Genomic DNA, 12,946 nt, shown 5'->3' with positions numbered 1-12,946 from the left:
GGATCTCTGACATGACTGAGGAATTCTCTTTGATGGTGACGTTCGGATTGCTGGGCCTGACTATCCTTGCCGTATGGCTACCTCCCATTGCCTCTGGCATGCGCTTCGGGATGCCAGTCTGGCCGGTACTTTTTTGCGCAGCGATCGTCAGTGGAATGACGTCAGGCTATCTGGCCTGGCCAGCCTTGGCCGCACTCGCGGGCTTCGCAGCGCTTGCCTGGTGGACAGCGCATTCTGAGGCGAGCCGGTGGCAACGCGTGGTCCTTTGCATCCTGACGGCGGTGATAGCGCTGGCGCTCGCATTGCACCGCTTTCCGGGCTTTCGCAATCCGGTCGTCATCGCCGACCTCAAGGTTTCTGCGCAAGCGCTGCCGTTCACGCAGTATGCGAATTTCGACAAGGCAGCCGTCGGGCTGATTCTGCTGGCGTGGCTGTGTCATCGCGCGACCTCTGTCGACGACTGGAAAGAGATCGCACGCAAGACTCCGCTCATCATTGCCATCACGACGGTTATCGTGATGGGCCTGGCGGTCGCCCTCGGTGTCGTGCGCTTCGACCCGAAATGGCCGGCGATCACACCGGTTTTCCTTGCGATGAACTTGCTATTCACCTGCGTCGCCGAGGAAGCATTTTTTAGAGGCTTCTTGCAGGAACGGTGCGCGGTGGCTTTGCAGAGCGTGCGCTGGGGCGGCGTCATCACGATCGCCTTATCGGGCCTGCTGTTCGGACTGGCGCATGCAGCGGGTGGCGTGCCCTACATGATTCTCGCCACGGTGGCGGGGTTCGGGTATGCGACCGCGTATGCGTCCGTGCGCCGTGTGGAGGTAGCAATCGCGACGCACATTGTCGTCAACGCGGTCCATTTCATCGGTTTTACCTACCCGCAGATCGCGTAACCGGACAGGGGGAGCTAGTCTTGAATACGATGCACCGACTCTCGATGCTGGGTTGCACGCTGATCGGTTTGCAGTCAACCATCGCCCTCGCAGCGAGTGACGCCGAGACTCTAGAAAACGAGTTCCCCGTCGTGCTGACGCCGACACGTCTGAGGCAGTCGCTGGCCGATGTGCCCGCCAGCGTGACCATCATCACCGCCGACATGCTCCGGCGTTTCGGCATCACCTCGGTAACGGAAGCGTTGCGCCTCGTTCCCGGTATGGCGGTCACGCAGGCCACGGGCAGCGATTACCGGATCGGCTATCACGGCACGAACATGCTCACGCCACGCCGGATGAATGTCCTCATCGATGGCGTCTCGGTGTATCGGCCAGGACTTGCGCGGGTGGACTGGAAGGAGCTGCCTGTTGCCATCGAGGACATCGAGCGAATCGAAGTCACGCGCAGCCCGAATTCGGCGTCGTATGGTGCCAATGCGATGCTGGCCATCGTCAATATACTGACCCGCCATCCGCGTGATAGTGCCGGTACCAACTGGACGGCAACAGCAGGATCGCAGCGCACGGCGGGCGGCACGTTTCGGTACGGCGGCAATGTCGGCGCATCGACGGCGTACCGCATCACGCTGGATCATCAGGAGGATGGCGGTTTCGATGTCGCCTCGACGCTCGGTCAGGGACACGACACGACGCGACTCAACCGTCTCACATTCCGCTCGGTCACCGAGCTCGACAGCACCCACTCGCTGGATCTGCAGGCGACTGTGCTCAAAGGTCTCAAGGAGATCGAATTCATCGATCGCTATCAGCAGGGTTTTCCGGATATCGGTGTGCAGGAAGTCGATGTCAGTGCGCGCTGGCAGGCGCACCTGTCGGCAGATCATGCGCTGCAGGTGCAGGTCTATGCGACCCGGCACAGCAATGCGCAGGCATGGCGCGACTGCCTGCCGACGATCACGTTGCTGCCGCAGCTGGCAACGCTCTGGCGGGCAAATCCCGGCTATGTCAATGCGTTGCTCGGTGGCCGGACACCGGTGGGTGGTACTGCGCAGGACAACGTGCTGGCCGCTTCGACGATTGCCGCGTATCGGGCACTAGGCCCGCGTGCCACGACACCGACTTGCGTGGATGCCAACCAGAATGTCGCAGAGCAGCGTATCGATGCCGAGTTGCAGGACACGCTGGTTCTGTCCGATCAGCTGCGGGTTGTCAGCGGGTTTGGCCTGCGCCGGGATAGTGCTGACAGCCAGACGTATTTGCAGGGGCGCGTCGCCAACAGTAGCTGGCGGGTATTTGCCAGTGCCGAGGTCAAGCCGACCCCCGCGGTCAGCCTCAACGCTGGTGGTTTTTTCGAGCGCGATCAGCTGACCGGTTCGGCCTTTTCGCCGCGTCTCGCGTTAAATCTCCATGCCAATGCTGCCCAGATGGCCCGCTTCGTCATCTCGCGCGCGGTGCGCATGCCCGATATCCTCGAGCAGCGTGCCGACTGGCGATATCGCACTACCGGTTTCAATCCCGCCCTCAACGGTGCCACCGACGGCTATTTTTATCCCACCGCGCTCGCCCCCGGTAACCTCGCTCGGGAAAAAATTCTGTCGCAGGAAATCGGCTACCTCGGCAATTTCCCGCAGTACGGCTTGCTGCTCGACGCCAAGGTCTTCGATGATCGACTGCGCGATCTGGTGTCAGAAAAGCTGCAAGTCTTCAGCTTCGCGCCCACCAATGGCAATCAGGTACGGTTGCGTGGCGCTGAGGTGCAGGCCAACTGGGAGCCTGATACGCGCTGGAAGGTCTTTCTATCGTATGCATATCTCGACAATGCGGCGTCGACGCTGTTCGAACAAACCCAGTATTCCCGGCACAGCGGCGCGGTTGGCGTTTCTCGTGCATGCGGCAACGACTGGCAAGCTGCACTTGCGTGGTACGGGGCAAGCGCCAACGGTTACGGACAAACTTTTCAGGGGCGCTCGGACCTGACGCTCTCGAAGAAAGTTCGGCTTGGCGACAACCGGAATTTGCTCGCCTCGTTGACGGCGCGTCATCGCGACAATACGACCAGTCGCTATCTGATCGATGTCGGCCAGACCAAGGAAAGTCGTGACGATAGCGCGATGCAGTATTTCCTGACTTTGAACTATTCTTACTAGCACCGTGATGGATGAGCGCTGGCGTAAGCGGTTCATGGGCGGCTTTCTGGCCCTGCCACTGCCACTTTTAATGTTTGCGTCGACCAGTTGGCCTGAGACGGTCCTGTGTAGCACTGCCCGGCAATCATCGTTGCGCATCGTCTCTGCAGATGACAGTGAGGCCGGAAAGCGTTTGGTCGCAACATTTGCCAAGCGTTTCCCGGGCGCACGCATTGCCGACTCGGCGCAAATCAACGATGGCGTGACGTCGCGTTCAGTACAAATCGCGATTGGTCCGGCGGCGCTGCGTGCGCTGCTGCAGCAGACACGGGATGGCGTGGTCGTGGCAGTCGGTCTATCCCGCCGGGCTTACCGTGACATCGTCGATGGGATTCCTGCGGCGCGACGAGCATCGGTGACGGCGATCTTCGCGGATCCGTCACCGCTGGAACAGTTTCGTTTGATCGCTGCGCTGTGCAAGACACGCGTCACGGTGGCGGTCCTGCTGAGCGAGAGCAATGCCGAGTTGATCCCGGTATTGCGACTGGCAGCGACCTACGCAGGCCTCGATCTGCAGGTCGAATTGGTCCCTGATGCGAGCAAGCTGTACCGCGCTCTGGACAATGTTTCGACTGCGCGGGTGCTGCTCGCGTTGCCCGATCACACCATCTACAACCCAGAAACGATTCGCAGCATTCTGATTACGACGTATCGGCGCGATCAACTAGTGATCGGCTACGCACCTGCGGTGGTCAAGGCGGGCGCTACTGCGACCACGTATACGACCGTCGACGATATCGCGATTCAGGCCAAGGCGATGCTGGATGCGTTCGGGTCGACGGGCCACTTGCCGGAAGCCCAGTTTCCGACGTATTTCCAGGTCGCGATCAACGATAGCGTTGCGCGATCGCTCAACCTCGTTGTCGATGACAGCGTACGTCAGTTGGCACGCCGACCGCAGAAGGCTGCACCATGATCAGAATCAACTGGATAGGTGGACGCATCGTGACCCGGTTGGTACTCGTCGCGACGCTACCCGTCCTGCTGACGGGCTTGTTTGTGATCCTGTATTCGACCTATGCCCGTGCGCAGGAGGTCTGGCAAGAGCTCGACGAGCGTGGCCATCTGATCGCTTCGTTGCTGGCGGAAAGCAGCGAATACGGCGTCATTTCGGGCAATGTCGCGTACCTGGAACGCACCGTGCACTGGCTGTTGCAGGTTGATCAAAGTATTCGGAGCGTGACGATCACTGATCGCGATCAGCACCCGTTGCTGCAGATCGTCAGCGCAGACGGTGTCGATCAGGATGCCCGCGATTTTGAGGCGGTGATCGACCGGGAGGTTATTGCGCTGCCGCTGTTTGGTGACAGAGATGTCGCCGATCCGGCCGACGCGCAGCCCAGTGCGGATGTCACAGCGAAGCAACACATCGGCAACGTGCGCGTGCTGATTTCTCCGTCAGTGATGCTGGACCGGCAGTGGTTCCGAATCGCCGTCGGGGCGGCGATGACGGCGATAGCGGTCGGGATGAGTATGCTGTTCGGACTGTTTCTCGCGACCGGGTTGACGCGTCCTTTGGCGGTCACGTTTGCGGCCGTTCGTCGCATCCGCCTGGGACATTATCAGACTCGTGTTGTACCGGTTGCCGGCGGCGAAATCGGTGAACTACAAATGGCCATCACCGCAATGGCTGAGAGCTTGCAGGCATTCCGGCAGGAGATGGATGCCAAGGTTTTCGCGCGCACCCACGCGTTGCAAGCAGCGCGGGACGAAGCGATGAAATCGAATGCCGAAAAGCGCCGGCTGATCCGCAGAGTCCATGCACTGATCGAGGAAGAGCGACAAGCGATGGCGATCGAGATGCATGATCATTTCAATGCAGAACTGATTGTCGCGCGTCTGGAGGCACAACGGATTCTCGATCTGACGAGCGCCGAAAACGACCACCTCACGCCATCGTCACTGGAGGAAATCCGTCGTCATGCCAGCGCCATCATCGGCCATACCTTGGCCCTTTATGACATGGCGCGTGGCATCGTCAAACGCTTGCGTCCGGAAACGCTCGATACGTTGGGGCTGCGGGATGCGATCGACGAAATGGTCCGGCAATTTGATACCTTGCATCCGCGCTGCCGTTTTGTGTTCGCGGCAACGGGTGACCTGTCGGGTATCGACAGTGATCTGGCACTGACTGCGTACCGGTTGGTTCAGGAGGCGCTGTCAAATGTGGTCAAGCATGCGCAGGCGACGCTGGCGTCGGTACGTTTGTCGTCGTCGGAGGACGGAAATTTGTTGTGTATCAGCGTGACGGATAACGGCAAGGGATTTGATCCGGCGACGGTCAACTCGGGGATTGGCTTGGTTGGGATGCGGGAACGGGCAGATGGGGCAGGAGGGCGTATCGAGATCGGGCGCGCGACGGGTGGCGGAACACGAATTGGCATTGAATTGCCGGTTCGCCCCAAATAGGAGCCGTTTCAGGTCGGAGTTCTGGTCCTAGCTGCTACCGACTATTCCAAGGGTTTTGATTGCGGCGGCGAATCCGGTAAAGGCGATCAGAGGCACAGCTGTTCCCGCTATAAATTTTGTCTGGCACCGGTCAAAAAGAACGACGGCTTTTTCTGAATTCAAGTGACGGGACATGTAGACAAAGCCGTCCACAAGTGCCGGATGGTCATAGACAGCCCTCGACCATGCCTGCGTCACGGCGTAATTTACCGTCGCAGACAAATCGGCATGACCACCAAGTCTTTTTAAGGGTACGCCGGTGAGATTTGCCAGTCGCAAGGCGTCACCGGCAACCCGAATCACAAAACGGTTTTCCATCAGTGTCTCCGTGACTTCGAACCCATTTTCGACGGGGATTTCGTCGTGGAGCAGAGTTTCGGCGATGGCGACACGCAGGTTGTAGCCGAAGTAACACGTGCCGAATACCCGTTCTGGATCGTCAAACCGGTTGGCACCAGTTCGGCCAAAGTAGGGTTCATTGGTGTCGAAGGCTGATACCCGGAAAAGCCTGACAGGATCGCAGCTGACAGCGGCGAGCTTGAATTTGTTGATATCTGCGGGTGGAAAACCAAGCGGTAGTGCTGTCATTGCTAGCGTTCCGCAAAGCCCGCCGCGGCAATCAGGACTTCGTCGAGGCGACCTTCGGCCAGCGCTTCCAGTGGTGTCTTGCCTTCCAGCGACCCTTTACCTTTTGTAAAAAACTGCCACTTGTTCCCTCCAGGCATATTCCCCAGTTGTTTCGATACTTTGTACAAGTCCTTGCGGTGGTAGCGCTCTTCGGTAAAAAAAGTGGGGTAGAGGTGTTCGCCTGAAGAACCGGTCAGGTAGAACATCCGGTGCTGGAGGACTGCATTACTAACCGCCTGCTTGGTTACCGCTAGCGCTTGTTGAAATTCAGCAGCAGGGAGCAATCTGCCTGCAGCCAAGTGCTGTGCCCTCGCGGTACGTGCTTCTGCCGCCAGTTTCTCCATGGCGCGCTCATTCGCGAAGGGGATTGCCAGCAGCATGTTGGCCGGAAGCACGCCCTGATCTTGTGCCAGTTCGGAGGCAATATGGTGCATGCGCAATGCAGCATCCTGACGCTCGGCCATGGACATCGTCTCGGTGGCAGCGTTGAATGCTTTGTGGATTTCAACAGGAGTGTGCGTTGGGTTATAAAGCAGCGCCATCGCAGCGGTCAACTCCGCCTGATTTTCTTGGAAAGGACGATTCATGCTAGAGACGCTCGCCCGCGTTCCGACTGCCGGACGACGTACTTTTCTCGGTGTGGCAAGTGTGGATTTGGTGACTTTGCTGAGTGGTACGGGCGTTGATGCGGGTGCCGAATACACAGACTTTGCTTTGGATTTTGCGGACTTGGTATTGGGTACTGGGATTGTCATGGTGACCTCCTTGTAATGGATTTTATTATCGGCCACTCATTCGATGAGGTCAATCAAGTCCACTAAAAAAATTCCGCCTATCGTCAGACCCAAGCGGTTTGGTGCCATCCCCTGACTTCCCCGATCACTTGGACCCCGGCTTTTTTCGCCGCTGCTGCATCCTTGAACACGGTTGCCTGATATCGCAGATTGTCACAGGCGAGAACAATCCCGACACCGATGCGGTGCTCGACCGTGCGCACGATGATCTGACCGTTGTAGTCGAGTGCGTAGATGCCGTTGCTCGTCATCTCCTGCACGGCAGGATCGACAACGAGACGTGCGCCTTTGCGGATTCTTGGCTCCATTTCGTCACCCGGCATCAGCAGCGACAGGTGGCCCGGTGCGACGCGCTGCAGTTCGCTGTCGACTTGTGACAGGTACTCGGCGATACCGCTTTCATGGAGCGGCGCATTCGACGTCGATGCTTCCTTATCGACCGGACTCGGAAGCGCAAAAGGCGTTGGCGTGAGGCCGAGAAACCAGTTGGCATCGACCCGAAAACGCAGGCAGAGCAGGGCGAACGATTCGAGGTCCGGATTGCCCGGATTGTCTGCCAGCAGCCAGCGATGAACGGTTTGCTTCTTGCGTCCAGTTTCTTCGCACACATAGGCGATGCGTGCTGATTTCGGCACTTGTGCGTCGTCGAAGAGTTGTGCGAGGCGCTGGCTCAACCCTGGCTGAACGGCATAGGCATGTGTTGATTTTTCGTCCAATTTTCCGTCCGGTGCTGGATTGCTTTTCTTTTGCGCGAAATCACCCATAAGCAAATTTCCCTCTCTTGTTGTTAGTGCCGATTGATTAAACCGGCAAAAGGATTGTAATTGGAGATTTTGATTTGTAGGTCAGTTTTTGCTGTCGCGGAAGCCGATGTCAGACCGTTTTTGCCGTTGAGAAAAGTTATATTCTACAAAGTTTCCCACCAAAAAAGTAAATGTAGACAGCTAAAGCTGCAATTATAAAAATAATGGCAGCAGTTGTTGACGATTGGGGATGTGTGGACTAATCTGCATTACGAAGCGAACCAGTGGGCCTGTAACTGACTGGCACGTTGCACGTTAGCCGGCCCACATTTTCTTCATGACATCGTGACACTTTGCCCCTGCTGCAGACTTCTCAGGAGAACCGTGATGACAACACTGCAATCCCTCCCCGATCTATCCATCCTCAATCTGACCTACCTGTTAAAAATCCAGTCCGATGCAAACAAGGATGCCGTTCAGGCCTGCTACCGCTACGGCCTGCATCAAGACGTGATATCCCGTATCAGGGATATTCCCGTTGACCGCATCGCTGCATTGGCGGCAAATCTTGATCAATCACTCTTTGCCATGCGCACGGAACTGCTCGATATTGCCGACGTACCGCCTGCGCTGTCCGGAATGCTAGGCTCCGTCCGAGCCCCCGTTCCAATTCCGCTGGCATCTTCGGCGCGTCCGCTAACACTTAACTGAAGCGTTGGTACCGATGGATACGCGCCTTCTTGAGCGCCGTATGCAAGCACTCACCCTTGCCCGTGCGTGCGCACTCCTTGGTGCGCGACCCACCACGATTACGAAGGTGACCGGACTCGATCGCTATGAAGTTGTCAGTCTGCTTTTTAGCGAACCGGGTTCCCGTAAGCCGGGCCAGAATCCCAGTTCGCCGGAATGGTTCTTCGGTAAGGCCTGCCTGCTTGATCATCTCGATGCCTCGTTGTTCATGGTGATGTTTGACCGGCTTGTCGGATTGGGAGTTCGGTATCCGGATGCCTTGGTTACTGGGTACAGGCAGTATCGTGCCCTGCGTGGAAACCCGGATGCTGACGGGGAAGGGACGGGGAATGTCCGGTTGACGTTCGATCGGGCATTCGACCTGACTCGGCATACCTACGGAATCTGGGGAGTGCTCAAACCCAGTTTCATGGTGGCTAATTGTGCTGTTTGTCGTTCGCGTTATCTGACGGCGTTGTCGTCGAGGACGGGGACTGCGGAATGCTGCTTTTGCAAACTGGTGGTTCGCTTTGGCAGTAATGATCGGATCAGGGAGAGCTTTCAGGGTTGTTCGCGGTCTTCGCTGAATGGAGTGATTATCAGCCGTCTGGCATCAATTTTTTCGGTAGATCGGTAATTCTAGTTTGTACTTGCAAGTACAGTCGCATCAAGGAATAGATAAGCAAGATGCCTATCATGGTGAGTTATAAGAGCTGATCGAGGGTTGAAAATTACGTAATGGATCTTCTACTTACTATCCTTTTCATTGCCGCGACAGGCTCATACTTCGCTAGCTAAATCACAGACATGCGATGCAATTGCCAGCGATGCTGTCAGCCCTGGAGACTCAATGCCAAACAGATTAATCAAGCCGGGAACACCATGTGCAGCAGGCCCCTGAATGAAAAAATCTCGATCTTCTTTGTTGTCATTTAGTTTAGGGCGAACACCGGCATAACTGGGCTGCAGCGCGCCGTCGGGCAACGCTGGCCAATAATGTCTAATTGATTCATAAAAACCATCAGCGCGATGGGCGTCCACTTTGAAGTCAATTTGTCTGTCATCGGCAATGTCCAGCCATTCGACATCTGGTCCGAAGCGTGCCTGACCTGCCATGTCGAGCGTCAGGTGTACTCCCAGACCACCGTCTTCAGGCAGAGGATAAATCAGGGTGGAGAAGGGCGCTTTCGCAGCGAGCGAGAAATAATTACCTTTGGAATAAAAAGCCGATGGAACACATTGCTCTGGCAAACCTTTGAAGTGACGCGCGATCCTCGGTGCCGCCAAGCCCGCAGCGTTGATGACCATGCCTGCCAACAAGCTCATGTGGTCTCCCCCGCGTGTTTCTACGTCAAGAACTATGTCGCCGGTGCCAACGTGGGCGGCGACGACTTCGCTTTGAAAGGCAATCGACGCACCCGCTGCCTCTGCATCCGCCAATAATTGGGTCATCAGTCCATGGCTATCGATGATCCCGGTCGAGGGCGACAATAACGCTTTCGTGCAGTGCAGTTGAGGCTCCATGAGTCGAGCCTCTGTGCCGCTCAAGCGCCGTAAATCCCCGACGCCGTTTGCTTGCGCCCGTGCAGCAATCCGGTCAAGCCCTTCGTGCTGCGCGCTATTCGTGGCTACGATCAGTTTGCCACATCGGTTATGGCCAATTGTGTGTTGTTCGCAATAGTCATAAAGGCGCTGGCGACCATCGACACATAACCGTGCCTTCATTGATCCGGGTGGGTAATAAATACCTGCGTGAATGACTTCACTGTTGCGAGAGCTGGTGCCGCTGCCGATGTCGTTCTCGGCTTCAATAATGATGACGTCGCGACCAGCCATAGCCAGTGCGCGTGCAATAGCCAGTCCAACTACGCCGGCACCGATGACGATGCATTCGATGCGATCCATGACTTCTCCCAAATACGGTAAAAAATTAGTGCGTTCAAAGCACAAGGTGGTGGGGACTTATTTTTTTAAAAACGGTTGATTCGGTACTTGTATTCAGTAGCGATTCATTTTTGAGTACTGAAATTGAGAGTTCTCTCAGGTGGCGTTAAAGTTTCTGATGACTTCAATAAGTTGCAATCACATTGCTTGCGAAGGCAACCTATTGAAGATCTGGGGTAAAGTTAAATGGTACTGGTGGATTTAATATCAAATTCAGACTTCTTGAATAAATCGTCACCCCAGTCCAGATTGCGTCCTTTGGTTTCTGGTAGTAGTAATGCAGTAAAGAAAACAACTAAGTAGGCACTACCTGCAAATAATCCGATTGCATAAGCGAGATTGTGCGATTGACTTATATATCCTACCAGCATGGGAAATAGAGCACCAACTCCCCGTCCAAAATTGTACGCAAAGCCTTGTCCTGTAGCTCGGATGGCAGTTGGAAACAACTCAGTGAGATACGCTCCGACACCACTAAAAATTCCAGAGGCAGCGATTCCAAGAGGAAAACCCATAAATAACATCTGTGTATTCGTTAGTTCAACTTGTGTATAAAAATAGACGCTGATTACTGAAAGTACGGTAAAAACCAAAATATTGGCTCTGCGGCCAATACGATCTGTAAGATATGCGCCGATAAGATAGCCGATGAAAGATCCCGTGATAATGACAATCAAATATCCACCGGTTCCAATAACAGACAGATTACGTTCCGTTTTTAAAAAAGTTGGTAGCCAAGTAGTAATCGCATAATAGCCACCTTGGATTCCGCTACACATCACAGCAGCTAGCAGCGTAGTTTTTATCATTTTTGGAGAAAATATTGCCCAAGGCGATATCTTATTAGCGGATTCATTCTGAATCGCCCGCGTTTTCTTGAATACTTCCGGCTCAGGAACATGCTTGCGAATATAAACTACCAATAAAGCCGGAATTACGCCAACCCAGAACATGGCTCGCCATGCATAATTCTCTGGCAAGAATGTAAAAGCAGCCGTATAGAGCAAGGCCGCAATGCCCCATCCAATAGCCCACCCGCTTTGTACCGTGCCGACGGCTTTTCCACGATGCTCTGACCGGATTATTTCTCCCATTAATACCGAGCCAACAGCCCACTCACCGCCAAAACCTAATCCTTGAAGCGCTCGCAGAACAAAAATTTGCTCTACGTTTTGTGCAAATCCAATTAATACGGTGCAGACAGTGAACCAGATAATTGTGATTTGTAATACTTTTACACGGCCATAACGATCTGCAAGAATTCCTGCGCACCACCCTCCAATAGCTGAAAATAATAGAGTCACTGTGCCAAGCATGCCGGCTTCTGCTTTGCTTATTCCCCATAGGTGCATTAATGTGGTAATCACAAAAGTGAACACCATGAAATCTAACGCATCTAATGCCCATCCTCCGAAGGCCGCAATAAAGGTGCGTTTCTCTGTACGGTTAAGATCTGAATACCAACTCATTTTTATCTCCGGTATATTATTTTAATTTTATTTCTTTTTAAATCTAGGTGTAGCGGTATATATTTATGTAAAAAAATTTAAAGCGGCACAAAATTTTCAAAGCATGTTTATTAGTTAAAAGTCGTATAAAACAGCAGGATTTTCAACCAAAATTTTGTTTCTGATTTTTTCGTCCGGAGCCCATGTTGCTAACAGGTTTAGCATACGACCTGTATCTGGCATACGCTTGATTGCGACATGTGGCCAATCACTTCCCCATACCATTCGATCCGGGGCGATATTAATCAATGCTTTCGCCAATGGTGTTACATCAGAAAATTCAGGATAGTGCTCGGACATCCGATAGGCGCCGGATAACTTAACCCAAAACCCATGATCTTTTACCAGGCTAAAAAGTGCCTGAGTTCCAGGGTCGTCTAAACTAATTGGCATAGGCATATGTCCCATATGATCGATAACACAGGTACATGGAAGGGCACGCATTCTAGGCATTAATTCTGGCAACTGACGGGCGTCCATGAGGAATTGCATATTCCATCCCATCTCTTCAACTCTGGGCGCAAGTTTCTCCAATGCATCGAAACTGATGCCGCCGCCGAAGAGTGTATTGATACGTAATCCCCGAACACCAGAATCGTGCATTTGAACCAATTCTTCATCGGTAATGTCCGTGTCAACAACGGCGACTCCACGAAGTCGATCCGGATTATTGCGAAGTACTTGCAACATATAATTATTGTCAGTTCCCATCACACTAATTTGAACCAGCACACCGCGTGACATCCCTGTTGAATTCAACATGGAGAGATAGTGCGCTTCAGAGGCAGTTGGTGGCGTATAACTGCGATTAGCAGTCATCGGATGATCGGGGTCGTTAATCACCACATGTGCATGCGTGTCGCAAGAATCAATCGGTACAGTAAATAAAGGTGCTTCGACATTTGGTAATGGTGCCAGACATAAATCAGTAGAATTAATTTTATCCGGGAAATGTGTTTGTGCGTTGGGTCTGTCAATGCTATTAATCATCTGCTACTCCAGTCTCTTTGTGTCGTTGAATTATTAATCCGTGGATTAGTGATTTTCCGTGTACGCACCGTCTTTTTCGAG

General features: G+C 54.2%; 12 protein-coding genes. 6 read left to right on the top strand and 6 right to left on the bottom strand.

Features of this window, described 5'->3' with window-relative positions; all coding sequences use genetic code 11:
- The first annotated feature begins 11 nt into the window (after positions 1–11).
- From QN370_RS12005 to QN370_RS11990, 4 genes are all read left to right on the top strand, one after another.
- A complete protein-coding gene (locus QN370_RS12005; protein WP_322127076.1) occupies positions 12–896 on the top strand; it encodes a CPBP family intramembrane glutamic endopeptidase in 885 nt (294 codons plus the stop codon).
- A gap of 29 nt (positions 897–925) precedes the next feature.
- Positions 926–3,043: a TonB-dependent receptor plug domain-containing protein gene (locus tag QN370_RS12000; RefSeq protein ID WP_322127249.1), complete on the top strand. Its 2,118-nt coding sequence runs from the start codon at positions 926–928 to the stop codon at positions 3,041–3,043.
- Between the two features lie 172 nt (positions 3,044–3,215).
- A complete protein-coding gene (locus tag QN370_RS11995) occupies positions 3,216–3,998 on the top strand; it encodes a hypothetical protein (protein ID WP_322127077.1) in 783 nt (260 codons plus the stop codon).
- The gene (locus tag QN370_RS11990) at positions 3,995–5,491 is read left to right on the top strand and encodes an ATP-binding protein (RefSeq protein ID WP_322127078.1); all 1,497 of its coding nucleotides are present in this window, start codon (positions 3,995–3,997) and stop codon (positions 5,489–5,491) included. Before QN370_RS11995 ends, QN370_RS11990 begins: the two co-directional genes overlap by 4 nt.
- Before the next feature lie 27 nt (positions 5,492–5,518).
- On the opposite strand, the gene QN370_RS11985 is transcribed toward QN370_RS11990, so the two are convergent.
- The 3 genes from QN370_RS11985 to QN370_RS11975 all read right to left on the bottom strand — a co-directional run bounded on the left by QN370_RS11985 (position 5,519) and on the right by QN370_RS11975 (position 7,667).
- Positions 5,519–6,118: an RES family NAD+ phosphorylase gene (locus QN370_RS11985; protein WP_322127079.1), complete on the bottom strand. Its 600-nt coding sequence runs from the start codon at positions 6,116–6,118 to the stop codon at positions 5,519–5,521.
- A 2-nt stretch (positions 6,119–6,120) separates the two neighbouring features.
- On the bottom strand, positions 6,121–6,912 hold the full coding sequence (locus QN370_RS11980; protein WP_322127080.1) for a hypothetical protein: 792 nt from the start codon (positions 6,910–6,912) through the stop codon (positions 6,121–6,123).
- Between the two features lie 83 nt (positions 6,913–6,995).
- Complete coding sequence (locus QN370_RS11975) at positions 6,996–7,667, bottom strand: S24 family peptidase (protein ID WP_322127081.1); 672 nt, start codon at positions 7,665–7,667, stop codon at positions 6,996–6,998.
- 414 nt (positions 7,668–8,081) lie between these two features.
- On the opposite strand from QN370_RS11975, the gene QN370_RS11970 reads away from it, so the two are divergent.
- Both QN370_RS11970 and QN370_RS11965 read left to right on the top strand, forming a co-directional pair.
- A complete protein-coding gene (locus QN370_RS11970) occupies positions 8,082–8,405 on the top strand; it encodes a hypothetical protein (RefSeq protein ID WP_322127082.1) in 324 nt (107 codons plus the stop codon).
- A gap of 40 nt (positions 8,406–8,445) precedes the next feature.
- On the top strand, positions 8,446–9,060 hold the full coding sequence (locus tag QN370_RS11965; protein WP_323581727.1) for a FlhC family transcriptional regulator: 615 nt from the start codon (positions 8,446–8,448) through the stop codon (positions 9,058–9,060).
- A gap of 143 nt (positions 9,061–9,203) precedes the next feature.
- Here the strand turns inward: QN370_RS11965 and QN370_RS11960 are convergent, their stop codons facing one another.
- The 3 genes from QN370_RS11960 to QN370_RS11950 form a co-directional block, all read right to left on the bottom strand.
- Positions 9,204–10,328, bottom strand: a complete 1,125-nt coding sequence (locus QN370_RS11960) for an NAD(P)/FAD-dependent oxidoreductase (protein WP_322127084.1) — start codon at positions 10,326–10,328, stop codon at positions 9,204–9,206.
- 221 nt (positions 10,329–10,549) lie between these two features.
- Positions 10,550–11,836, bottom strand: coding sequence for an MFS transporter (locus QN370_RS11955; protein ID WP_322127085.1), 1,287 nt, complete (start codon positions 11,834–11,836; stop codon positions 10,550–10,552).
- A gap of 114 nt (positions 11,837–11,950) precedes the next feature.
- Positions 11,951–12,865: an amidohydrolase family protein gene (locus tag QN370_RS11950; protein ID WP_323581726.1), complete on the bottom strand. Its 915-nt coding sequence runs from the start codon at positions 12,863–12,865 to the stop codon at positions 11,951–11,953.
- Positions 12,866–12,946 lie beyond the last annotated feature (81 nt).

Source organism: Actimicrobium sp. CCI2.3, from assembly GCF_035019065.1.
Taxonomy (GTDB): domain Bacteria; phylum Pseudomonadota; class Gammaproteobacteria; order Burkholderiales; family Burkholderiaceae_D; genus Actimicrobium.
Note: the sequence above shows the minus strand (reverse complement) of the source record. Positions and strands in the feature narration are given on the sequence as shown.

Coding starts and splice junctions, on each gene's coding strand:
- QN370_RS11955 (WP_322127085.1), bottom strand. CDS start 11,836: ATGAGTTGGTATTCAGATCTTAACCGTACAGAGAAACGCACCTTTATT.
- QN370_RS11985 (WP_322127079.1), bottom strand. CDS start 6,118: ATGACAGCACTACCGCTTGGTTTTCCACCCGCAGATATCAACAAATTC.
- QN370_RS12005 (WP_322127076.1), top strand. CDS start 12: ATGACTGAGGAATTCTCTTTGATGGTGACGTTCGGATTGCTGGGCCTG.
- QN370_RS11970 (WP_322127082.1), top strand. CDS start 8,082: ATGACAACACTGCAATCCCTCCCCGATCTATCCATCCTCAATCTGACC.
- QN370_RS11980 (WP_322127080.1), bottom strand. CDS start 6,912: ATGACAATCCCAGTACCCAATACCAAGTCCGCAAAATCCAAAGCAAAG.
- QN370_RS11960 (WP_322127084.1), bottom strand. CDS start 10,328: ATGGATCGCATCGAATGCATCGTCATCGGTGCCGGCGTAGTTGGACTG.
- QN370_RS12000 (WP_322127249.1), top strand. CDS start 926: ATGCACCGACTCTCGATGCTGGGTTGCACGCTGATCGGTTTGCAGTCA.
- QN370_RS11990 (WP_322127078.1), top strand. CDS start 3,995: ATGATCAGAATCAACTGGATAGGTGGACGCATCGTGACCCGGTTGGTA.
- QN370_RS11965 (WP_323581727.1), top strand. CDS start 8,446: ATGCAAGCACTCACCCTTGCCCGTGCGTGCGCACTCCTTGGTGCGCGA.
- QN370_RS11950 (WP_323581726.1), bottom strand. CDS start 12,865: ATGATTAATAGCATTGACAGACCCAACGCACAAACACATTTCCCGGAT.